The following is a 22260-nucleotide window of genomic DNA, read 5'->3' as shown; positions in this document are numbered from 1 at the left end:
ATAACGATGCTCGATACCTCCCGCCGCACGGCGTTTACCGAAGACCACGAGATGTTCCGCGACACCGTTCGCAAGGTGCTGGCCGCTGAAATGGTCCCGCACCTCGAACAGCACGAGCGCGAAGGCATCGTCCCGCGCGAGGCATGGAAGGCACTCGGTGCGGCAGGAATGCTGTGCCCCACGGTTAGCGAAGAGAACGGCGGGCTGGGGCTCGACTTCGGCTATTGCGCGGTAGTCAACGAAGAAGTCTGCTACATCGGCTCGTCGGCCGGGTTTACTTTGCAGAACGATATCACCGCGAACTATTTCGAGCGGCTCGGCAGCGAAGAGCAGCGGCAGCGCTGGCTGCCGGGGATGGTCTCGGGCGATGTCATTACCGCGATCGCCATGACCGAACCTGGCGCCGGGTCCGATCTCCAGGGCGTGCGCACCACCGCCCGGCGCGACGGCAGCGATTTCATCATCAACGGCAGCAAGACCTACATCACCAACGGGCAGAATTGCGACGTGGTGATCGTGGTTGCCAAGACCGACCCGAGCCTGGGCGCGAAGGGCACCAGCCTGATCCTGGTGGAAGACGGTACGCCCGGTTTCCAGAAGGGCCGCAATCTCGACAAGGTCGGCCAGCATTCGGCCGACACCAGCGAGCTGTTCTTCGAAGACGTGCGCGTCCCGGTGGAGAACCTGCTCGGGCAGGAAGGGCGCGGGTTCATCCATCTGATGGAGGAATTGCCGCAGGAGCGCCTCTCGATCGCCATCAGCGCGCAGGCCAGTGCCCAACGCGCGTTCGACGAAGCGGTCGCCTTCACCAAGGATCGCAAGGCGTTCGGCCAGAGCGTGTTCGAATTCCAGAACACCAAGTTCACGCTGGCGGACCTCGCCGCGCAGCTGCAGGTCGGCTGGGCGCATATCGACTGGGCACTGACCCGCCACCTGGCCGGGGAACTGACTACCGCCGAGGCGAGCTCGGCCAAGCTGTGGCACACCGATATGCAGGGCCGGATCTGCGATGCCGCGCTCCAGCTCCACGGCGGCGCGGGCTACATGAACGAATACCTCGTCGCCCGCCTGTGGCGCGATGCGCGGGTGACCCGCATCTTCGGCGGAACCAACGAAATCATGAAGGAAGTGATTTCGCGCTCGATCTGACGGTGGCGGGGCAGGCTGCGAGGCCCGCCCCATCCATTCGCCCGATCAGTTGCGGAAGCTTGGGTCGATCCGGTCGAGCTTGCGCAGCAGCGCAGGCCACGCGAGGCCGTTGGCGATCATGCCCATACCTTCGGGCTTGGTCTGCGCCTTGACCTTTTCCGGCGTGCCCTGCGGCGGGTTGTTGAGCCCGTCGCGCCCGGCGGAGAGCATCTTCACCTGTGCATCGCACGCACGCTCGAGGAAATAGAGCCGCAGGAAGCATTCCGCCACGGTCTTGCCGATCGTCAGCGTGCCATGGTTGCGCAGGATCATCACGTGCTTGTCGCCCATGTCCTCGATCAGTCGTTCGCGCTCCTCGAGGTCGGTCGCGATGCCTTCGTACTCGTGATAGGCGATGTCCGAACCGGCGATCATCGAGGTCTGGGTGTGCGGCAGCAGGCCGTCTGCCATCGCGCTCACCGCCTGCCCGGCCGGAGTGTGCAGGTGCATCACCGAATAGGCATCCTCGCAGTTCATGTGCAGCGCCGAATGGATCGTGAAACCCGCAGGGTTGACCGGATGTGCGGTGGGCAGCACCGGCTGGCCTTCGACGTCGATCTTGACCAGCGAAGACGCAGTGATCTCTTCGAACATCATGTCGTACGGGTTGATCAGGAAGTGATGCTCCGGCCCGGGCACGCGGGCGGAAAGGTGAGTGAAGATCAGGTCGTCCCAGCCATACAGCGCCACCAGGCGATAGGCGGCGGCAAGATCGACGCGGACCTGCCATTCCTCGTCGCTGACCGAGCCGCGGATGTGGCTGTCGTCAGCCTTGGTCTTCATGTCGATTACGGTGGCCATCTCTCTTTACTCCTCGGCTCAGTCCATTGCTCGCTTGTACACGCTGGCGCGCGGCCGTTCGAACAGCCGCATCACCATCGGCTCGAAGAACTCGAGCGGTTCGCTTTCGTAGTCCGGGTCGAATGCCGGGCAATCGTACTTCTCGATGAATTCCTTGGTCGCCTCGTAATAGGGCGAGTCGGCATATTTCTCGCGCATGTCGGGATCCAGCCCGATGAAGTGGAAGAAGTTGCTGCCCTGGAAAATCGCATGATGCTTCACGATCCAGTGCAGTTCTTCGGACAGGAACGGCTCGAGGATCGCTGCGGCGATATCGGCGTGGTTGTAGGCGCCCAGCGTGTCGCCGATGTCGTGGAGCAGCGCCATCACGACATAGTCCTCGTCGCGCCCGTCGCGGTATGCGCGGGTGGCGGTCTGCAGGCAGTGGGTCAGCCGATCGACTGCGAACCCGCCGCAATCGCCTTCGAGCAGCCGCAAGTGGTCGAGCACGCGCTTGCCGCCGCTTTGCGCGAACGGCTTCATGTGGGTCATGATGATGTCCCAGTCTTCCTGCGTCCCTTCGGACATCGTGTGGAAGGCGGCGGTCTTTTCCAGCAGGTCGGTCATCGTCAAATCTCTCCCGAATCGAGGCGAATCGATTGCTCTTGTGCAACGCATTCTATGCGCGCATGACGCGAAAGAATGCAAAGGACTTATCATTTCTCCGAAATCGGGCCCACCCGTGCCGAAGGGGATATCTTCGCGCTGCTGGTTTCAGTGGGACGCAGGCACAGCTTTGCCGCCGGATCGCAAGTGCTCCATCGCGGCGATCAGCCGACCGGCTTCTGGCTGATCGAAAGCGGGCACCTGATGGCCTGCCGGTTCGGCCGCGATGGCGAGCGGATCCTCTACGGCGTTCTCGGCAAGGGCGACCTCGTGGGAGAACTGGCGTGTCTCACGCACCTGCCGCAGCAGGTCAACGCAATCGCCGAAGACGCGGTCGAACTGGTGTGGATCGACCTGCCGCAGATCGATCGGCTGCTGGCAAACGAACCGCGTTTCGCCCGCTGGATGCTCGCCTCGATGGCGCACAAGATGCGCACTGCGCTCGACCGGATCGAGAGCGACTACAGCCTGTCCGCGCAGGTTCGCATCGCCCGGGTGCTGGCCGATCTTGCGACGAGTGACGGCCCCGACCTCGAGATCACCCAGCAGGAAATGGCCGACTTTGTGGGAGTTTCACGAGTCACCGTGGGCAAGATCCTGTCCGATTTTGCCGCCAAGCGGCTGGTCGATCTTGGCTATGGCAAGATCTCGGTGACTGACCCCAACGGCATTACCGCTTATTGCGGCTGATCGATCTAGAGAAACGCGCGCAATTCCTCGATGAAATCGGCGAACCGGTCATGGTGGACCCAGTGGCCCGCGCGGTCGTATTCGGTGACGGTCACATTGTCGCCGAAATGCTCCATCCGCCCGTCCTTCGCCGGGTTCGAAGCCCACGAGTCGGCCCCGTAGATGAACCGGGTGGGGCAGGTGATCCGGCCCCACAGCTCTTCCAGCCCCCGCTGCGAGACATCGTCGAGCGGCCAGGCATGGAGGTGAGGGTCGAACTTCCAGCTGAAGGTACCGTCTTCGTTGCGCATAACGGCATGCGAAGTGAGGTGCTGGGCCTGCTCGCGCGAGAGATAGCTGTTGGCCTCGTGCATCCGCTCTAACGCGTCTTCGAACGTCGCGTAGCGTTTGGGTTGGCGGCTGCTTGCCTGGCGCTTCTTGTCGATCCAGGTGAGCCAATGCTCGTGGAACGGCGTCTCGCGACGTTCTGCCTGCATTTTCGGGCTCGGCCCGAGGCCTTCGATCGCCACCAGCTTGCGCACGTTTTCGGGATAGAGCCCGGTGTAGCGAATCGAAATGTTTCCGCCGAGCGAGTGGGCAACGATGGTGACCGGGGCGAGTTGCAACTGGTGGACCAACTGGGCGAGGTCGTAGACGTAGCCCATGATCGGGTAGTGACCGTTGTTGTTCCATTCGCTGTCACCGTGGCCGCGCAGGTCGGGGCAGATCACGTGCCAGTCGTGTCGCAATGCTTCGGCGGTCCAGTCCCAGTTGCGGCAATGGTCGCGCCCACCGTGAAGCAGGATCAACGGCGGCGCATCCTGGTTGCCCCAGTCGGCGTAGTGCAGCCGGGTACGCTGTGAAATGTAGCTCTGCGAAGTGGGGCCGATCAGCTCCATTTGTCCTCCTGAATGCACTTTCCGCTGACGTAAGCGGAAAATACGTTGCGGATCGCTACCGATAGGATAGGCTTGGGGACAAGACAAATCACGAGAGAGGATCAGACTCAATGCCTGTGATCGACGTTCCCCCGCCCGCTTTCATGGAAGACGAAGAAATCGCGGTTTTTCGCGACGCGGTCGGCAAATTCTTCGAACAGCACGCCCCTGAAAAGCGAGTCGAGAAATGGCGCGAGGATGGGCAGGTCGAGCGCGAATTCTGGGAAGAGGCGGGCAGGGCCGGCCTGCTCGGCATGACCGTGCCGACCGAATACGGCGGCCATGGCGGCGATTTCCGGCACGACCTGGTTGTGCTCGACCAGCAGGCGGAGAAGGGCGTCGACGGATTCGCATCCTCGCTGCACAACGTGATCATCCTGCCATACGTGGTGCGCCACGGGACCGAGGAGCAGAAGAAGAAGTGGCTCCCGAAACTGGTAACCGGCGAATACATCAGCGCCATCGCGATGACCGAGCCGGGGGCAGGCTCCGACCTGCAGAACATTTCGACCACCGCAATCAAGGACGGCAACGGCTATCGCTTGAACGGTGCCAAGACGTTCATTTCCAGCGGCCAGCTGGCGAACTTCATCATCGTTGTGGCGAAAACCGATCCGAAGGAAGGTGCCAAGGGCATCAGCCTTATGTGCCTGGAGACTGACGGTGCGGAAGGCTTCCGCCGTGGCCGCAAGCTCGACAAGGTCGGGCAGGACGCGGCCGACACCTCCGAGCTGTTCTTCGACGATGTTTATTTGCCAAGCGACGCCGTGCTCGGCGGGCAGGAAGGGCGCGGCTTCTACCAGCTGATGGGCGAGCTGCCGCAAGAACGGCTGGTGATCGCAGTCGGCGCGATGGCGACGATCGAGAAGGCGCTCGATACGACGGTCGAATACGTCAAACAGCGCAAGGCCTTCGGCAAGACGATCTGGGACTTCCAGAACACGCAATTCGTGCTCGCCGACCTCAAGGCCCGCGGCACCGCGGCCAAGGTGTTCCTCAACGACTGCATCGCCAAGCTGCTGCGCGGCGAGCTCGACGTGACCACCGCTTCGATCGCGAAATACTGGCTCACCGAACTCCAGGGCGAAGTCGTCGACAAGTGCCTCCAGTTCCACGGCGGCTGGGGCTACATCAACGAATACCCGATTGCGAAGATGTTCCGCGACAGCCGCATCACCCGCATCTTCGGCGGCTCGAACGAGATCATGAAGATGCTGATCGCGCGATCGATGTGACGTAGGCTTGGCGGCGGGTCAGCGCGGCCCTCCGTCGACCTGCAGCAGCGCTCCGCTGGTATAGCTCGACGCGGGGCTGGCCAGCATCAACACAGCGGTGACGATTTCCTCCGGGTTACCGGGCCGGCCCAGCGCGACCGGCTGAACTTCGCGCGCTTCGTCGGTCCATGCATTGGCAATATCGGTCAGGAACGCGCCCGGGATGATCGCGTTGACCCGCACCTTGGGCCCGTATTCCCGGGCGAGGCTCACCGTCATGTGGTTGATTGCGGACTTTGCTCCGCCATACGGCACCACCCCAGGAAACGCGCGCTGGGTTACGGTGGAACTGATATTGATGATCGTTCCCCCGTCACCTTGCGCCATGCGGTTGGCGACTTGGCTGGCAAGCCGGAAGGGACCCTTGAAATTGAGGTTAAGCACCGAATCGAACAGCGCTTCGGTTACTTCGTGGCTCGGGCTGTATGGCCCCATCCCGGCGTTGTTGATCGCGATATCGATTGTGCCGAACTCGCCATAGGCCGCTTCGACCAAGCGATCGATATCGTCCCACCGACCGCAATGCGCGGAGACCGCAAGCGCCCGGCGACCCAAGGCGCGCACTTCATCGGCGACCGCCTCGCACACCTCGATCTTGCGGCTGGCGATTACGCAGTCGGCGCCGCGCTCGGCGAGTGCGAGCACCATCTCGCGCCCGAGCCCGCGACTGCCGCCGGTGACCAGCGCGACCTTGCCGGTGAAATCGAACAGTGGGTCCATTGTCATTGGCACTCTCCCGCCGCCTTGCTACGCGATAGGCGGAAGCGTGCAAGGGGAGAGAGATATGAGTCCGTTTCGCGATGGCCTGCTCGAAGGCAAGGTTGCCTTCGTCGCCGGGGGAACCAGTGGCATCAACCTGGGGATCGCCAAGCGGTTCACCGAACTGGGCGCAAAGGTCGCGGTCTGCGGGCGCAACCCGGAAAAGGCGGCGAACGCTGCGCGGGAGATCGGACATGGCGCGATCGGTCTTTCCGCCGATGTGCGCGACTTCGGCGCGATTCGCGGCGCGCTGGAGACGGCACGAAGCGAATTCGGCGATCTCGACATCGTCATTGCGGGCGCGGCGGGTAATTTCCTCGCGCCGGCCCTGGGCATGTCATCCAACGCGTTCAAGACCGTGGTCGACATCGACCTGCTCGGGACATTCAACACTTTCCGGGCTTGTCATGACCTGCTGGCGAAGCCGGCCAGCCTGATCGCGATCACTGCCGGGCAGGCCGAACAGGCGATGGCGCTGCAGGTCCATGCCTGCGCCGCCAAGGCCGGAGTCAATCAGGTGATCCGCACGCTGGCGATCGAATGGGGGCCGGACGTGCGGGTCAACGGTATCTCGCCGGGCCCGATCGACGGGACGGAGGGTATGACCCGCCTCGCGCCAAACCCCGAATTGCGCGCCGCGAGCGAGCACCGTATCCCGGCCAAGCGGTGGGGCGAAATCGGCGAGATCGCAGAGGCCGCGGTGTTCCTCAGCTCCGACGCGGCAAGTTACATCACCGGCGCAATTCTCGACGTCGACGGCGGCAGTTCGGTCGGCGATGCCGGGCGGATGGATATTGCAAAAGGGCTTAGCTAACCCGTCGGCAAGGCTTGGTCAGCTACGCCCCATCCGGCGAGAGGCTTGCTACGCGCCCGTTCAACCAAGGTGCCAGCATCCGAAATCGAAAACCGGTGGGAGCTGGCTGTCTCTACCAGCTCCGCCCATGCGACCGGTGCCGCCACTGGCGCATTGGCGTGGGCACGGGCGGAATAGGGCATTACTGCGGTATTGCCGCGCTGGTTTCGCAGCCAGTCGATGAAGATTCGACCCTTGCGCTTCGCCTTGCTCATCGTAGCCACGAATCGGCCCGGCTCCTCGCGCGCGAGGGCTTCGGCGAGGCCCTTTGCGAAGGACTTGTGCTGCTCCCATGAATGTCCCGGGTTGAGCGGGACGACGACATGGACGCCCTTGCCGCCGGTCAGCATCGCGAAGCTTTCGAGCCCTAGATATGCGAGAAGGTCGCGAATCCCGATCGCGGCATTCTTCACGTCCGCAAAACCCAGGCCCTCTGCAGGATCGAGATCGAACACCATGCGGTCAGGATGTTCGACATCGTCGCCGAGTGCACACCAGCCGTGGAACTCGATTGTGCCCATCTGCACGCAGGCCAGCAATCCGGCGGCATCTTCGACATAGAGATAGTCGTCGATCGAGCCGTCCTTCTCGGCGATCGGCAGCTTGAAAACATGTGGGCCGAACCCGCCGGTGTCGTGTCGCTGGTAGAAGCATTTTTTCGCGCGCCCCTCAGGACACCGTACGAGGCTGATCGGGCGACGCGAGGCGAACGGCAACATCAGCGGGGCGATCGCCGAGTAGTAATCGGCGAGGTCGCCCTTGGTTTGGCCGCTGTCGGGATAGATTACACGGTCGCGGCTTGTGATTCCCGCGCCGTCGGGATCGCCGCTCGGCATGGCCGACTAAGCCCCAGCCGCGCGCATCATTCGGGCGGAGCGATCAGCTTCTGGCCGCCCTTTTCGATCGCACCAGAGATCATCGGCTCGAGAAACGAAAGCATCGCCGGGAGCTGGACTTCGAATACGAGCTTGCCAGGCTCGAGATCGACGTTGCCGGTAACCTCCTGCCCCATCGCGCCGATCGTCATGATCATGCGGTCGTCGTTCGGCCAGCTGGTGTGGACATCCGCGCCCGCCGGCAGGTGGTCGGCAAGCTCGTGCGTGCGGGACTTCATCCGCTGGCGGACGGTGTCGTTGTCGAGGTCGTGGGGGATGGCAACGCGCATCAGGCACTCTCCGCTACGGGGCTGTCGGGGTCGCCGTACTTGTAGTCGAGGTAGCGGGTGCGCACTGCGAGATCGTCGAGCGCACCGTCGGCAAGCTGGCGGGTGACGTGGTCGATCTCTTCGCTGATCTTGCCAAGGCTCTTGGTCAGTTGTTCGTCGGGCGTTGCACCGGCGCGCTTTTCGCTCCGCAGGTGTGCGGGGATCTTGCGATAGCTATCGACCATTTCGGGCAGCGTTTCGCCCACCAGGCTGCGCACTTCGCGCGCGGCGGGATGGTTCTGGTCGACCCCGTCGAGCTGCAGCCCGAGCGCGTCGAGCTGGACGCCGATCTTGCCGACCAAGTCGGCGGCAGGTGCAGGCAGGGCCGGGCGCTGCGCTTCGAGCCATAGTTCGGTGCGCCCGACCAATTGCTTGGCATCGCCCTGGTTGAGGTCAGCCCGCTTGGGCACTTTCAACTTCGGATAACGGGTAAACAGGTAAACCGCGGCCAGCGTGGTGAGGAAACCGATCATCAGCCCGGAAAAGCCGATCCCGTTCCAGATCACTCCGATCACGCTCGCGGCAAACCAGATTCCGGCCACCGCCAGAAGCAAACGGCCGAGCTTCTTCTTCAGGTGGCTGGTCTTGAGTCGCTGCGATTCGCGACCGATCGAGCGGACCGGGCGGTGGGTGCCGCCCTGCCGCTGGACCGCGAGCGAGCGCTTTGCTTCGCCGATGATCCGGTCGCTGTCGTGAGTGCTGTCGGCGGCCATCAGCTCTCCACCGACAGCAGCTTCGATTCGCCGACGCTCGCCTGCGCCTTGGCCTGCCCTTCGGCGCGGGCGATGTAGCCCTTCGACCTCTCGACCTCGCTCGACAGCGTCTCGACCGTCTGCTTCATCGAATCGAGCGCACGCAGCTTGAACGTGTCGACCTCGTCCATCGTATCGTAGATGTTCTGGAATGCGCGTTGCAGCGTCTCGAGCGGGATCGTGCTGCTGGCGGCCTGTTCGTGGATCTTGCCGGTCTGGTCGCGCAACATCGTGCTGGTCGAATCGATGATCCCGGCGGTCGTCTCGTTCAGCGCGGTGATCTGGCCGAGCACCAACCGCTGGTTGGTCATCGCTTCGGCGACTGTCACTGCCGTGCGCAACGCGCCGACAGTGGTCGTGCTCGCGCGGTCAACGCCCTTCACCAGCTCGACGTTGTTCTTCTTGACCAGGTCGAGTGCGAGGTAGCCTTGCACGCTGACTGCAGTCTGCGTGAGCAGGTCCTGCGTGCGCTGGCGGACGTAAAACAGCGCGGTCTCGCGGATCGCCTTGGCCTTTGCCGGGTCGGTCGCGTCGAGTTCGGCGGCCTTCTCCTCCAGCTTCTCGTCGAGCGTCTTGGAGATGTGGACCATCTGTTCCAGGTTGCCCATCGCTTCCCACAGCTTGGTCCGCTCGACGTCGATCGCGGCGTTGTCCATCAGCAGCTCGTCCTTGCCGCTGGAGAGATTGGTGAGGATCGACTGGATGTGCGTCTGCGCGCTCTGGTAGCTGCGGAAATAGCTGTTGAGCTTGTTGCCGAACGGGATGATGCCGAGGAGCTTGCGGCCTTTCGACAGCTTGCCCTTGCGACCCGGGTCGAGGTCTTCGACCACCCGGCGCAGCTCGGCAAGATTCGCGCCGACCCCTTCGTCCTTGTCCATCGCGCGCACCGGCCGGTCGAGGAACCGGTTCGATTGCTGCGCAGCGGCCATGATTTCCTTGCGACCCATGTTGGTGATCTGGTCAACCTTCTGGCCGAATTCGGGCGAATTGGCGTCTTCCGCCACGAGGTCGGCGACGAACGCGTCGACCTTCTCTTCCAGTTTGGACTTCTTCTCGTCGGACACGGGGACCAACCCTGCGGCCTTATCGACGCTGACCTGTGGCACAGGGTCGGGCGGAGTGAGCTTGAGATCGCTTTCGGTGGCGGTCTTGGTTTCGGTCGCGGTCATCGGTGGTACGGGCTCCCTTGGCAGGCCGTCGGCGTGGTTTCTTACTGTATTAGTGTCATAAGACACGAGTTTCAAGCCAGACTAGCGTTTCCCAAACCGGGTGGGAAACGGCTTGTGCGCCGCCGTATGGCTTTTCAACGCCGGACGCACGCACTAAGCCTGAGCCGATGAGCGATCCGAATGCGCCCGTCTCGACCGCCACGAACGTTCCGCACCACGGACAGTTTTCGGCTGTCATTCACAGTTGGCGGCACTGGTGGCGCACGTCTGTCACTTCGACGGTCGACCAGGCGGCGGTGATCGCGAAGCGCCGCGAAGAATGCGACACCTCGGCGCGATACCTGTTCATGACCGCGATGAGCGGCGGAATCGCGATCCTCGGCCTGTTACTCTCCAGCCCGGCGGTGGTGATAGGCGCGATGCTGCTCTCGCCGCTCATGGGGCCGATCATCGGGCTCGGCTTCGCGCTGGCGATCGGCGACTACCAATGGCTGCGCCAGTCGGCGCGGTCGCTGCTCTACGGCAGCCTGATGGCGATCCTCCTGTGCACGCTGATCGTGTTCTTCTCGCCGATCCAGACGGTCACCAGCGAGATCGCCAGCCGCACCCGGCCCAACCTGTTCGACCTGATGGTTGCGTTGTTCTCGGCGCTCGCCGGCGCCTACGCGATGATCCGCGGCAAGGAAGGCACCATCGTCGGCGTGGCGATCGCGACCGCGTTGATGCCGCCGTTGGCGGTGGTCGGATTCGGCCTCGCGACGCTCAACTGGACGGTGTTCCAGGGCGCGCTGCTGCTGTTCCTGACCAACCTCATCACGATCGCGCTGACCGCCATGCTGATGGCGCGCATTTACGGTTTTCGCACCGAGCTGACCGAGCGCCAGACGCAGCTCCAGAATTTCGTGGTGGTGGTGGTGTTCATCGCCCTTGCGATCCCGCTGGGTTATTCGCTGATCCAGATCGGCAAGCAGGCCAATGGCGAGCGGCAGGTTCGCGGCGAGTTGCAAGACCTGTTCGACAAGAATTCGCGTTTGAGCCAGGTCGACATCGATTGGCGCGCGGACCCGGTAACGGTCAATGCGACGGTGCTCACGCCTACCCTGGTGCCCCAGGCAGAGCAGACAGGCGAGCGAGCGTTGCAGCGGATGCTGGGCCAGCCGGTCGATCTCAAGATCGTGCAATACAAGGTCGGGACCGGGGCGCAGGCGGCCGAAGCGGCCCAGCTTGCAGCTGCCGAGGCGCAGCGCCAGCAGGCCGAAGTGGAGCGCGTCGGCGAGCTGAAGCGCGCGCTGGCGCTGGTTGCGGGGGTAACCCCCGCCGACGTGACGATAGACCGCGACAATCGGCGCGCGGTGGTTCGCGCCAGGCCGCTGCCCGGTGCCGGGCTCGCCAGCTACCAGACGCTCGAGAAACGCATCGCAGCGAGCATGCCGACCTGGCAGATCCTGCTCCAGCCACCTGCGGGCGGGGCGCTGCCGACAATCGCCTTCTCGAAAACCGGAGAGGAAAAGGGCCAGCCGACCAGCGAGGGCCGCGCAGCGCTCGAACTGGTCGCATGGGCCGCGCACCGCACTGGCATGAACGTTGCGCTGCGCGGGGGCGATCCCGGCGAGCGTGAAACGGCGGCGGCGATCCTCGCTGGTGAAAACGTGACCCCGGTGCTTGAGCCGGGTGGGCCGGAGATGCGCGCGGTGTGGGTTATGGGGGCAACTACGGAATAAGCGGGACCCTGCCGCCGCTGATGGAAAAGTCGCGCCGACTGCAACGAACGGAGAGGCATCGTGCTGGATCGTGTCTTGGCCTTGATGCCGGTTACGCAGGAGACTGTCGGCGAATTCATCGAGCTGATCTATGCGCCATGGGTCAAGCAAATGGGGCTGACCGATTGCATCGTTCGCGAGGGCTATTGCTCTTTTCGGCTGCCACAGAACCCTAGCCTGCACTTCTTCACCGGATCGCTATGCGGCCAGGCGCTGATGGCGGCAATCGATACGGCCGCCTCGATTGCAGCGGCGACCGGGGCGAAGATGAGCAAAGGGACGGCCTACCAGCACACGCACTTCCTGCGTCCTGCAGCGGGCGAAGACGTGCTGGTCGAAGCCAATGTTCGCCGCTTCGGCAGGTCCAGCGCCTATATCGACTGCAACGTCACCCTGATCGACAGCGGCAAACTGTGCACCCACGCGGTGCTCGAGTTCGCCTATTGATCGGAAGGTGGCGGCATCAGGCCGCTTCGAGCAGCTTGATCGGTTCGATTTCGCCTGAGAGGTAAAGCCGCTTGGCCTTCGCCCTGCTGAGCTTGCCGCTGCTGGTGCGCGGCAGGGTGCGCGGCGGGACCAGCTCGACCACGCAGTTCATGCCCGTTATCGCGCGGACTTTGTCGCGGATCTGCTCGTGCAGCTTGATCCGTTCTTCCGGATCGGACACCCGGCAATGCACCAGCACGGCAGGAGCTTCCTCGCCGTTCTCGGTCTCGACCGCGAACGCGGCGATGTCGCCGTGGTTGAAGCCCGGCAACTGCTCCACCGCCCACTCGATATCCTGCGGCCAGTGGTTCTTGCCGTTGATGATGATCATGTCCTTTGCGCGCCCGACGATGAACAGGTAGCCCTCGGCCATGTAGCCCATGTCGCCGGTATCGAGCCAAACGTCCCCGTTCTCCTTGGTGACGAGGCATTCGTCGGTCGCTTCCTGGTTGCGGAAATACGAGTGCATCACGCTTTCGCCGCGGCACCACACTTTGCCGACCTGGTGATCGCCTTTCACTGCGTCGTTCTCGCCGCGGATCTCGATTTCCATTCCCGGCAACGCCTTGCCGCAGTTGACGATAGCGCGATAGCGGGCCGGACGGCTGAGATCGCGCGGCGTGCCCGACAGGCGCTCTTCCTCGACCAGTTCGACGCGGATCCCCTCGCCCGGCGGCATCACGGTGACCGCGAGCGTCGCTTCGGCAAGGCCGTAGCTCGGGGTAAACGCGCTCGCGCGGAATCCTGCCCCGGCGAAAGCGTTGACGAAGTTCTGCATCACGTCGGGGCGGATCATGTCCGCGCCATTGCCCGCGGTGCGCCAGCGCGACAGGTCGAACCGGTCGGCAACATGGCTCTGGCTGGAAATGCGCCGCGCGCAGATGTCGTAGCCGAACGTCGGCGAATAGGAGAGCGTATTGCCCTGGTTGCGGCTGATCAGGTCAAGCCAGGCAAGCGGGCGACGCGCAAAGTGCTCGGTCCGCAGGTAATCGCAGCTGACCTGGTTCGAAATCGGCGAGAGGAAGCAACCGACGAGGCCCATGTCGTGATACCACGGCAGCCAGCTGACGACCCTGTCGTTCTCGCCGAGGTCGACGCCGGTCGCGTGACCGAACAGGTTGTGCAAAAGTGCCCGGTGGGTCACTGCGACGCCGGTCGGGAAACGCGTCGAGCCGCTGGAATACTGCAGGTAGCAGATATCGTCCGGGTCTGGCGCGGGCAGATCTGCTTCGGGTTCGGACCGCGTTGCAAAGTCTTCCCATCTAGTGCCTTCGCAGCCTTGGCGGTCGGCGGCAGCTTTGGCCATTTCGGCGATTTCGCCGGGATAGATCAGCACCGCCGGATCGGAACTTTGCAGCTGGACCGACAACTGGTCGATATAACTGTCCTTGCCGCCGAAAGTCGTCGGCAAAGGCAGCGGCACAGGCCAGATACCGGCATAGACGCAGCCACAGAACAGCGCGGCGAATTCGGGGCCGGTCTCGGCCACCAGTGCCACGCGGTCGCCCTTGCTGAGGCCCGAGGCGACCAACCGACGCGCCATCGCCAACGCATCTTCACGCAGCTCGGAATAGGGATACGCGCGCACGAGGTCGCCGCGCATATCGTGGAAGTTGAGGCCCTTTTCGCTCTTTGCAGCGTAATCGATCGCTTCGGCGAACGTGGCGAAATCCGACCGGCGACGCGGCAGCGAGCAATCGTTCGGCGTCGGTGCAAGAGTGGATTCAGTCATGTGTGGAGGCAAAACCCGCTTATAGCGCGCCTGTTCCGGCGCATCCCCTTAGTTGCGTGTCCCAAATACGGCCACGCGACCCGGGGCGCAGCCATACATGGTTTCCCAATCGTGTCATAGTGTGGCACGAATATGGCGATCATGTCCGCTCCTCGCGCCCGCAAACGTCGCAATTCGCGCCCGCTGGACCCCCAAAAGCTTGAAGAATTGGCACTTTCCTATGTTGCGCGGTTTGCCACCAGTGCGGGCAAGCTGCGCAGCTACCTTGTGCGTAAATTGTGCGAGCGCGGCTGGGATGGGGGCATGGAGCCCGATCTCGACGCAATTATCGCCCGGTTCGTCGATGCGGGATACGTCGATGATGCAGCGTGGGCGCGGGCCAAGAGTGGCGGTTTGCTCAATCGCGGCTACGGACCGCGCCGGGTTGCACAGGCGCTGGCGGCTGGCGGAATTGCGGAGGAAATCAGAGAAGAGACCGGTCCCGACGAAGCCGCTGCACGCCGGGCTGTGCTGACGCTGGCGCGGCGCAGGAGGTTCGGCCCGTGGGGCGCATCGCCGCTCGATAGGCCGCAACGCGAAAAGCAGATTGCCGCGATGGTGCGCGCAGGGCATGGATTCGATGCGGCGCGCGCGGTAGTGGATGCGCCGTCCATCGCGCTGGCCGAAGACTGGGCCGCCGAAGCCGAGGAGCCAGATAACCCGTGATTCGCCCTACGATCATCGCTGCAATGGCCGCCCTTCTGGTCGCCTGCTCGCACCAGCCGGCTGCGGAGGCAGCGCCAGCAGCGACGCCGGCTGTGAATCCCGAGTCGGGCCTGCCGGTGATCGCGCTGACGGTCACGACGCCCAAGGGCACGCATAGCTTCCGCGTCGAAGTCGCGAGCACGCCGGAGCAGGAAGCGCGGGGGCTGATGTTCCGCACCAAACTGGGGCCCGACGAAGGCATGATCTTTCCGCGCGACCCGCAGGATGTGCCGAGCTTCTGGATGAAGAACACCCCGTTGCCGCTCGACATCATCTTCATCGGCACAGACCACCGGATCCTCAACATCTCGGCCAATACCGAGCCCTACTCGCTTACCCCGGTCAGCGCGATCGGGATGTGTTCGGCGGTGCTCGAGATTCCCGGTGGGCGCGCCGCAGCGCTCGGCATCGGGCCGGGTGCGAAGGTCGAATGGTGATCGCCTTGGCGCTTGGCGCTGGGCTGCGAATCGGCTAACCGCCCGCGCATGAACCTTCTCGCGAAAATCTTCACCTGGTGGGATGGCGCCACCATCGGCACCGCGCTGTTCAGCTGGCGCAACGGGATCGAAGTCGGCTCCGACGCGCAAGGCAATCGCTACTTCAAGGGCCGCAAGCCGCTGGCCGACGGACGCGAGCGCCGCTGGGTGATCTACAATGGCGCGAACGACGCCAGCCGGGTGCCCGCCGAATGGCACGGCTGGTTGCACGGTTCGTTCGACGACGTGCCCGAAAGCCGCCTGCCTCCGCCGAAGATCTGGGAATCGGACTACACTCCCAACGCCACCGGTACGGCCGGGGCCTACTTGCCGCAGGGAGCGTTGCAACGCGGCGGGGTCCGGGCCTCGGCGACCGGCGACTACGAATCGTGGAGCCCGGACGCCTGACGATGCGCCGGGCGGCTGTCCTCCTGCCCCTCGCGCTTGCCGCGTGCACCAAGGCCGTGCCGCCGCCCGAAGTGCAGGAAACTGGCGTCCCTACCGACTTACCCCCGCTCGAAGCGCCCAAGTTGCCCAAGCCGGCCAATCCCGGTGCGGCTACCCCGATGCAAGACCGTGTCGCGACGATCGGTGTGCTCAACAAGCGCAACTACCTCGAAAAGAAGTTCACCATGAAGCCGGGCGATTCGCAGCGTTTCGGCAACGCGATTATCCGGCTGGCGGCGTGCGAGCAGACCGCGCCTTGGGAATGGCCCAAGCAGACCGGTGCGTTCGTGCAGGTGTTCGTGCGCAAGGTCGACCAGCGGCGGGACAAGGCGGTGTGGAACAAGATTTTTTCCGGCTGGCTGTTCAAGGAATCGCCGAGCCTCAACGTCGTCGAAGACCCGGTTTATGACGTGTGGGTGGACGACTGCAAAATGACTTGGGCGGGCGATGCACCGGTCGATCTCGCCGCGCCTTCGAGCGCAGCGAAGGCCTCGGGCAACGTCGCTGCATCCAGTCCGGCGGCGACTTCGAGCAACGCGCAGTAGCGCTTCTGCGGAATCTCGATTGCACCCATCGAGGCCAGGTGGTCGGTCATGAACTGGCAATCGAGCAGGGTCGCCTTGGCGCGCCGCAGCAGCCCGACCAGCCACACCAGTGCGACTTTTGAGGCATCGTCGGCGCGGCTGAACATGCTCTCGCCGCAGAACACCCCGCCGAACCCGACGCCGTAGAGTCCGCCGACCAATTCGCCATCCTGCCAGCATTCGATCGAGTGTGCGTGCCCCTCGGCGTGGAGGTTACGATAGCTCGCGGCGATGCGCGGGCTGATCCAGGTGTCCGGATGCCCCGGGCGCGGCGCGGCGCAGGCGTCGATCACCTCCGCGAAGGCCCGGTTACAGGTCACCTCGAAGCGCGCCTGCCGCACGACTTTCCTGAGCGATCGCGAGACCTTGAGGCCATCGAGCGGAATAATTGCGCGCTTCTTCGGCTCGACCCAGAACACATCGGCATCGTCGCGCCCGTCGGCCATCGGGAAGATCCCGTTGCGATAGGCGAGCAGCAACAGGTCGCTGGGTAAAAGAGGAGAGGCGGGTGCGTGCATGGTGCCGGAACACCATAGCATCGGTTTCGCCGCTTGCGATGCCGGACATTTGCACCTAAAGCGCCGGTCCGCTGCAGGGGTGTAGCTCAGCTGGTAGAGCATCGGTCTCCAAAACCGAGGGCCACGGGTTCGAATCCTGTCACCCCTGCCAGCGCTCTAAAAACATTATATTTAAGATACTTAGGTGGCGCACAGTGATCTCTGTGGGCCAGCTTTGTGGGCCACTTTTGTGGTCCGGATGGGGAGGGAATCGCTCAGGCTTTCGCACTCGCCCAAGGTAAGCAGAAGCAGTCAGTCGGTGTTCTGCTATCTGGACGCGCCTTGATTGTCTGAACTCGATAGTGATCTGAAGGCCGCGTAGCCGTAGGCAATGAGCGCCCATATCGCGATTACGAATACAACTGGATCGTTCGCGATCCGCTCTTTCAAATTGTTCTGACCGAAGGCGAGCTCGAGGATAATTAGCGCCCCGATGATCTCCGAGATTATTCTGACGATGCTCCTTCCTTCAAGAGACCGACGCTTCTTCGCTGATCGATAAATGAGAGCCCCCACAACCATAAGAGCCCCAGCTATAATCCCGCTGCCTTTGGTGTGATGGTCGGTGAGCTGAGCTACTCCGCCGACGAAGGCAAGGCCTCCAATTATGAGCGATGCTAACGAACCCCATTCTTCTCTGATCTTCATCTGCCACCTGCCGCAGCCGTCCGAGTTGCCCCTAGGATTGATCGAACCAACGATCTCAGGCAAGAAGGGCGGGAACGGTAAGCGATGCATCATGCCCTTTTGGAAGGGGCTGAGTGGTTGAAGGCCCGCCCGCTTACCGTTCCCCTGCATACTGTTGGAAGGTACGCAGTTCGCCCACGGCCCTTATAGTTGGACCGGGTAGGCTAGGGGACAAAACTTATCCCCAGCCAGTCCCCAACGTGAATTAGCCGGGATTCCCATGCAAGGGGGTGACGCAATAATTAACCTATCGAACTATTGCTCACGAAGATCACCTTGCGGCAGCGGCGGGACGTAAGGCGCGGAATCCCTAGGCTGGCGAATCGCGCAAGGGTATTTCTTCAATTCGAAAAAAATTTATTGGCGGCCGGTTTTCCCCGACTGTTTGAATCAATCTAACAGTCCTGCGAAGTATTATTAGTTCTTAGCCCACCGAGTCGTGGAGCAAAAAAGCAGGGCGGCAGGCTAGTGTGTTGCTCGCACAATACACTAGGTGGTGCAGGGCTCAGGTCCCTAGGCGCTCCAACACCCGCTTAACCCCCGAAGGATACCAGCTGCCTCCCCTAGGTGCCTCGATGTGCCTCTCGTTGAGCCCCTGAGCGATCTCCCGCAGGCTCTGGGCCCCGGCTGCCTTCACCGCCTCAATCTCACCAGCGAGTTCCTGAGCACGGCTCTGGGCGGCATCCTTGACCGCCTCGATGGCTGCCACGTTACCCTTGCCAGCCCTCTTGAGTGAGGCTGCCCCGTTGGGGTTGCCAAGCTTCACGCCCCGCGCCTTGGCTGCCCTGAGGGCCTCCTTGGTGCGCGTGGAGATTGCCTTGCGTTCCGCTTGGGCCACGGCTGCGAGGATGTGCACGGTGAGCTCGTTGGCCTCGGGCATATCGGCAGCGATGAACTTGGCTCCGCTGTCCTGCAGGGTGGACAGGAACGCCACTGAGCGGGACAGGCGGTCGAGTTTGGCGACCACCAGCGTGGCACCTGTGAGCTTCGCGCGGCGGAGAGCTTCGGTGAGCTCAGGCCGGTCGTTCCGCTTGCCGCTCTCCACCTCGGTGAACTCAGCAATGATCTCCATGCCTCGGGAGGCGCATAGGTCAGCAACGGCTGCCCTCTGGGCATCTAGCCCCAGCCCAGAGCGGGCCTGAGTGGCGGTGGAGACGCGGTAGTAGGCAACGGCTTTCATCGGTGAACCTCACTGTTCCAACCTGTGTAACGGACGTTACGTGGATTGGTACAACGTGTAAAGCCGATTGTTGATGGAGCACTTTGCGCGATCTACTGCTATCTTGCTCTCAGATGGATCGACTGGGTCGGAGTAGAAATTGATGGGCCTGAAATCTTGGTGGAGGAATTACAGAGCCCGAGCCGCGCTTGATCGGAAGAGTATAGAGCTTAACGAGAATCAAGACTTGATCGCAGCTCAGGTGCCTGAACTCACGGACATGACTTCTGTTGAAGGAATGGCGTATGTCCTTGAGCAGATAAACGAATGGAACAAGGACTGCACACCGGAACAAGCTCAGGAGCTGGCAACAAGGTTAGCGGCGTCACAGGAGTCATTTACCGCCGATGGCCTCGTAATGCCCTACTGGGGTAACCTGTGGGTTCTGAGGACCTACCAATTAGAGTTGGGCTTAGATGTGCCGCGAGTTGCCCCGCCCAACAATCCCGCCCCATAGTTCGGCTCCGCGGCATCCCTCAGCTGCTCAGAGTGAGGGGTGTCCCGCTAGGGACCGGTGGTTACAGGTGGGTGCCCTATGGGGGAATGGCCGTTTCTCGCTCACTCGCTTCCCGGTTCGGATTTTTGCAGCAAATATGACCGCCCAAATTCAACACCGACCATCCGTCAGGGAGCGGCTACTTTTCAAACCCCATATAGTTCAATAATCTCTTTAGTCCGACTTTCCTATAGTATTTGATCGTTAGACGCTTCTGATAGGGGGAGACGGTGTCAAGGAAAGCCCTCGTTCTCTCCCGACCTTCCCATAATATTGCATCAATAAAAACAAAATCCTTATTGCGGTCTACCTTTATACCCCAGTGGCAAACTGGACATACGACAAGTATCTCCTGAATCCTGCGATTCATCGGAACGAAGCCAAGGGCATCTTGATGAAAATATTTTAGCTTCACCGATTCATATGATCTATTATTACAATGTTCACAATTAACTAGACGCCCTGTGCCTAATTCAATTGTCCCAATCCGCATGGTTAGAACCATTACCTGAGGCTCCTTGCTTCCTCAGAAGAAATCACTTCATAATATATACATATAGGGCACTTAATAGCCCAATATCGTCGAAGTGGGATTAATGCCCTCCCCAAGCCGAAGATAGTTATCCCGGCCGTTTCGGTCACCAAATCAAACCGTACGTTATTGCTGCAACGAGGGCATGTTCGAGGTACTGACTTCGCTCCAGCTACCTTCCTCCATCTAGGACTAGCCTCGGTAATCATCCCCATCTCTTTCCCTCCCTGAGTCGAGGCAAACAGCAGATGCAAAGTTAGCAGAAGCTTTAACCCAGTGAAACTTTGGCTACAGCAATCGCATTGTTGGTTCATATTCCCGTCTTTGCAATCTGTCTGGGTGGCGGCATCCAAGAAGGGGGGTAGCCGACATTGACGACACGGGCCGCTGAGAAGCATAAGTAGCTCTGGCCAGTCGATGCCGTTGGCGGCACTTCTATCGCTAGCGCGCGATCCACTTTCTAAAGCAATCCGTTTGATGTGCCGGGGGCAATATTATGGGAGGCAAAAATGAACAGTGACCAAAGGAAGGTTCTGGTATACTCCAGCTATGCGCTTGCCGCAGTTCTAATCCTTATTTTTTGGCGCCTCGGAACCCAGTATGACTACAATGGGTCGCTGCTCATTCTCGAACTTGGAAAGAGGGACGCGCCCCGATGGCTGCTTCCCGAAGGTGAATATGGCTTGCGCTTGAGGTTGGGCGGCGTTGGTGTCCTGCTCGGAGCAATTCTCCCGGCGGTGCTAGTCGGAGTTGGGACATACTTGGATAAGGCCAGCAAAGACTAATCCGACCAATAATTCGTGTGGCTCGTCATTGGACAAGCCAGAAAACCAGCTCCGAGTTGGCATTTGCGAGTGTCCTCATTTGATTGGGTGGAGACACCCCCAGACCGGCCACGATATCTCAGAAAGCCAGCCTAAGGGTGTCCTTCAGACATCAATTCGGCCTGCTATGCGCGCTGTCTCGGCAGGGGTCGGACAGTGTAGAGCGGACAGTCGGTGCAGGTGCAGGCTGCAACTTGCTGCTTCCAACGTCCGGGCTCGCACTCGTCAAAGATGCAATCGCGACACTTAGCGTCGATGGCCTCTCTCAGGGACAAGCGGGCTGCGGTGGTGTTCATTGGGTCGTGTGTTCTTTCGATTGGGGGTGAAAGGTTGAAGGGCGTGAATGTCAGCCCAGAGTGGAGGAATGCCCCCACCATGATCCAGCGGTTCGGATGTCTGCATGGCGGGGGCTCTCCTAGGGGTTAGCTGGACGCCTTGGGCGTCTGGGGCTCTGAGACGATGTCGATCCGCTTGATGCCAGGAGCCACGCCCATGACCTCGACGGTCACCTCGCGGCACTTGGGAAGCGGCTTGGGTATCGTTCGACGGACCTGCTTGCTGCCCCTTCGCCAGATGGTCGGGTTTCTACGCATGGGGCCCTCGCAGGTGTTGGAAGATGAGACCCAGACCGGCCCCGATCAGGGCCATGCCTGCACCGGTCACAGCTGAGTGCCCTTGTGCTTGGCGAGAGCCTCGGCCTGCTCGCGTAGACGCTTCTCACGGGCGAGCTCGTCTGCCAGCCGCTTCACTTCCTCGCGGTCAGCAATCTGCTGCTTCTGGAGCTTCTCGGTCTCGATGGTGCCCTTGAGGGCCTTCTCGATCCGACGGTCACCCTCGATGCCCTTGAGGAGCTCAACGCGGTAGGCGAGCTCATTGGCGCGGTTCTGCATGGCTTCCCGCCGGTCACCTTGGATGGCCTCAATAGCGAGTATCTGCTGCTTGCCGGTGGCGGGATCGATGACGGGCTCACCGGTCACCTCGTTGAACACCGGAACCCACTTCGAGACCTCGGCCAGCTGGGCGTGGATCGAGAGCTCTTCGGTTTCGAGCTCGTGGATGTCTTTGGCCAGCTGGAACTGGGCACGGTCGAGCTCGGTGGCGCCTGCCCCCGGACCTGCCTTGATGCGGAGCTCGGTGCTGTTCTGCTTGAGGGCGTTGGTGACGAGCTCGTGTTCGCGCTGGGCCCGCATGTCGGCGGGGACGTTGGCGAGCTCGGCGACAATGGGGGCCTGCTTGTCGGGCGGCAGGATCGACAGCGAGAACCGCTCAGGGGCCTTGAAGGCTCCACCGCCGGTGAGCTTGACGGGGCTCGGGGCAGCAAGGGGATCGAACTGCAGGAGCTGCTCTGCGCGCTCCCGGTCTTCCGGGGCGATATCGTAGATTGCGGGTGTGAAGTCTGAGCCGGTGGTGTCAGCGACCAGACGGGACGGGTCGGTTGAGTTGTCCATAGTGGACCTTTCGGAT

Annotated in this window: 21 protein-coding genes, 1 tRNA gene and 2 pseudogenes; 11 read left to right on the top strand and 13 right to left on the bottom strand. The window is 62.2% G+C overall.

Going from position 1 to position 22260, the window contains the following annotated elements; all coding sequences use genetic code 11:
- The first annotated feature begins 6 nt into the window (after window positions 1-6).
- A complete protein-coding gene (locus CJO11_RS06670; protein ID WP_095012013.1) occupies window positions 7-1149 on the top strand; it encodes an acyl-CoA dehydrogenase family protein in 1143 nt (380 codons plus the stop codon).
- A 45-nt stretch (window positions 1150-1194) separates the two neighbouring features.
- Here the strand turns inward: CJO11_RS06670 and CJO11_RS06665 are convergent, their stop codons facing one another.
- Together CJO11_RS06665 and CJO11_RS06660 are read right to left on the bottom strand one after the other, a co-directional pair.
- Window positions 1195-1989, bottom strand: coding sequence for a class II aldolase/adducin family protein (locus CJO11_RS06665; protein WP_205651114.1), 795 nt, complete (start codon window positions 1987-1989; stop codon window positions 1195-1197).
- An 18-nt stretch (window positions 1990-2007) separates the two neighbouring features.
- A complete protein-coding gene (locus CJO11_RS06660) occupies window positions 2008-2595 on the bottom strand; it encodes an HD domain-containing protein (protein WP_095012012.1) in 588 nt (195 codons plus the stop codon).
- Window positions 2596-2670: 75 nt separating this feature from the next.
- On the opposite strand from CJO11_RS06660, the gene CJO11_RS06655 reads away from it, so the two are divergent.
- Window positions 2671-3324, top strand: coding sequence for a Crp/Fnr family transcriptional regulator (locus tag CJO11_RS06655; protein WP_095012011.1), 654 nt, complete (start codon window positions 2671-2673; stop codon window positions 3322-3324).
- 5 nt (window positions 3325-3329) lie between these two features.
- On the opposite strand, the gene CJO11_RS06650 is transcribed toward CJO11_RS06655, so the two are convergent.
- A complete protein-coding gene (locus CJO11_RS06650) occupies window positions 3330-4202 on the bottom strand; it encodes an alpha/beta fold hydrolase (protein WP_095012010.1) in 873 nt (290 codons plus the stop codon).
- A gap of 110 nt (window positions 4203-4312) precedes the next feature.
- Here CJO11_RS06650 and CJO11_RS06645 point away from each other — a divergent pair, with 110 nt between their 5' ends.
- Window positions 4313-5476: an acyl-CoA dehydrogenase family protein gene (locus CJO11_RS06645; protein WP_095012009.1), complete on the top strand. Its 1164-nt coding sequence runs from the start codon at window positions 4313-4315 to the stop codon at window positions 5474-5476.
- A gap of 18 nt (window positions 5477-5494) precedes the next feature.
- Here the strand turns inward: CJO11_RS06645 and CJO11_RS06640 are convergent, their stop codons facing one another.
- The gene (locus CJO11_RS06640) at window positions 5495-6241 is read right to left on the bottom strand and encodes an SDR family NAD(P)-dependent oxidoreductase (protein WP_095012008.1); all 747 of its coding nucleotides are present in this window, start codon (window positions 6239-6241) and stop codon (window positions 5495-5497) included.
- 58 nt (window positions 6242-6299) lie between these two features.
- Here CJO11_RS06640 and CJO11_RS06635 point away from each other — a divergent pair, with 58 nt between their 5' ends.
- Window positions 6300-7088, top strand: a complete 789-nt coding sequence (locus CJO11_RS06635; protein WP_095012007.1) for an SDR family oxidoreductase — start codon at window positions 6300-6302, stop codon at window positions 7086-7088.
- Here CJO11_RS06635 and ligD read toward each other — a convergent pair.
- The 4 genes and pseudogenes from ligD to CJO11_RS06615 all read right to left on the bottom strand — a co-directional run.
- Window positions 7085-7933 (bottom strand): annotated as a pseudogene (gene ligD, locus CJO11_RS06630) (non-homologous end-joining DNA ligase); the annotation flags it as partial. The gene CJO11_RS06635 and the pseudogene ligD overlap by 4 nt on opposite strands.
- A 56-nt stretch (window positions 7934-7989) precedes the next feature.
- Complete coding sequence (locus CJO11_RS06625) at window positions 7990-8292, bottom strand: polyhydroxyalkanoic acid system family protein (protein WP_095012005.1); 303 nt, start codon at window positions 8290-8292, stop codon at window positions 7990-7992.
- Entirely contained in the window at window positions 8292-9044 is a 753-nt protein-coding gene (locus CJO11_RS06620; protein WP_095012004.1) for a hypothetical protein, read from the bottom strand. Before CJO11_RS06620 ends, CJO11_RS06625 begins: the two co-directional genes overlap by 1 nt.
- Window positions 9044-10252 (bottom strand): toxic anion resistance protein, encoded by a 1209-nt coding sequence (locus CJO11_RS06615; RefSeq protein WP_095012003.1) that lies wholly within the window; start codon window positions 10250-10252, stop codon window positions 9044-9046. Before CJO11_RS06615 ends, CJO11_RS06620 begins: the two co-directional genes overlap by 1 nt.
- Window positions 10253-10419: 167 nt before the next feature.
- Between CJO11_RS06615 and CJO11_RS06610 the strand changes: the two genes are divergently transcribed.
- Window positions 10420-11973: a TIGR00341 family protein gene (locus CJO11_RS06610; protein WP_095012002.1), complete on the top strand. Its 1554-nt coding sequence runs from the start codon at window positions 10420-10422 to the stop codon at window positions 11971-11973.
- Between the two features lie 60 nt (window positions 11974-12033).
- Complete coding sequence (locus CJO11_RS06605) at window positions 12034-12459, top strand: PaaI family thioesterase (RefSeq protein WP_169829148.1); 426 nt, start codon at window positions 12034-12036, stop codon at window positions 12457-12459.
- A 16-nt stretch (window positions 12460-12475) separates the two neighbouring features.
- On the opposite strand, the gene CJO11_RS06600 is transcribed toward CJO11_RS06605, so the two are convergent.
- Complete coding sequence (locus CJO11_RS06600) at window positions 12476-14230, bottom strand: fatty acyl-AMP ligase (RefSeq protein WP_095012000.1); 1755 nt, start codon at window positions 14228-14230, stop codon at window positions 12476-12478.
- A 141-nt stretch (window positions 14231-14371) separates the two neighbouring features.
- Here CJO11_RS06600 and CJO11_RS06595 point away from each other — a divergent pair, with 141 nt between their 5' ends.
- The 4 genes and pseudogenes from CJO11_RS06595 to CJO11_RS06580 form a co-directional block, all read left to right on the top strand.
- Window positions 14372-14935, top strand: coding sequence for a regulatory protein RecX (locus tag CJO11_RS06595; RefSeq protein WP_240504596.1), 564 nt, complete (start codon window positions 14372-14374; stop codon window positions 14933-14935).
- The gene (locus CJO11_RS06590; protein ID WP_240504595.1) at window positions 14932-15411 is read left to right on the top strand and encodes a DUF192 domain-containing protein; all 480 of its coding nucleotides are present in this window, start codon (window positions 14932-14934) and stop codon (window positions 15409-15411) included. Before CJO11_RS06595 ends, CJO11_RS06590 begins: the two co-directional genes overlap by 4 nt.
- 48 nt (window positions 15412-15459) lie before the next feature.
- Entirely contained in the window at window positions 15460-15858 is a 399-nt protein-coding gene (locus CJO11_RS06585; protein ID WP_095011997.1) for an NADH:ubiquinone oxidoreductase subunit NDUFA12, read from the top strand.
- A 2-nt stretch (window positions 15859-15860) separates the two neighbouring features.
- Window positions 15861-16265, top strand: a pseudogene (locus tag CJO11_RS06580) (DUF2155 domain-containing protein); the annotation flags it as partial.
- A gap of 35 nt (window positions 16266-16300) precedes the next feature.
- Here CJO11_RS06580 and aat read toward each other — a convergent pair.
- Window positions 16301-16999, bottom strand: coding sequence for a leucyl/phenylalanyl-tRNA--protein transferase (aat, locus tag CJO11_RS13360; protein WP_420823148.1), 699 nt, complete (start codon window positions 16997-16999; stop codon window positions 16301-16303).
- A gap of 75 nt (window positions 17000-17074) precedes the next feature.
- Here aat and CJO11_RS06570 point away from each other — a divergent pair.
- Window positions 17075-17150 (top strand) — tRNA-Trp (locus CJO11_RS06570).
- Window positions 17151-17305: 155 nt separating this feature from the next.
- Here CJO11_RS06570 and CJO11_RS06565 read toward each other — a convergent pair.
- The 3 genes from CJO11_RS06565 to CJO11_RS06545 all read right to left on the bottom strand — a co-directional run bounded on the left by CJO11_RS06565 (window position 17306) and on the right by CJO11_RS06545 (window position 22244).
- Window positions 17306-17749: a hypothetical protein gene (locus CJO11_RS06565; RefSeq protein ID WP_150124988.1), complete on the bottom strand. Its 444-nt coding sequence runs from the start codon at window positions 17747-17749 to the stop codon at window positions 17306-17308.
- A 481-nt stretch (window positions 17750-18230) separates the two neighbouring features.
- A complete protein-coding gene (locus CJO11_RS06560; RefSeq protein WP_095011993.1) occupies window positions 18231-18905 on the bottom strand; it encodes a recombinase family protein in 675 nt (224 codons plus the stop codon).
- 2550 nt (window positions 18906-21455) lie between these two features.
- The gene (locus tag CJO11_RS06545) at window positions 21456-22244 is read right to left on the bottom strand and encodes a hypothetical protein (protein ID WP_095011990.1); all 789 of its coding nucleotides are present in this window, start codon (window positions 22242-22244) and stop codon (window positions 21456-21458) included.
- Window positions 22245-22260 lie beyond the last annotated feature (16 nt).

It is taken from the genome of Tsuneonella mangrovi, assembly GCF_002269345.1.
Classification (GTDB): Bacteria; Pseudomonadota; Alphaproteobacteria; order Sphingomonadales; family Sphingomonadaceae; genus Tsuneonella; species Tsuneonella mangrovi.
Note: the sequence above shows the minus strand (reverse complement) of the source record. Positions and strands in the feature narration are given on the sequence as shown.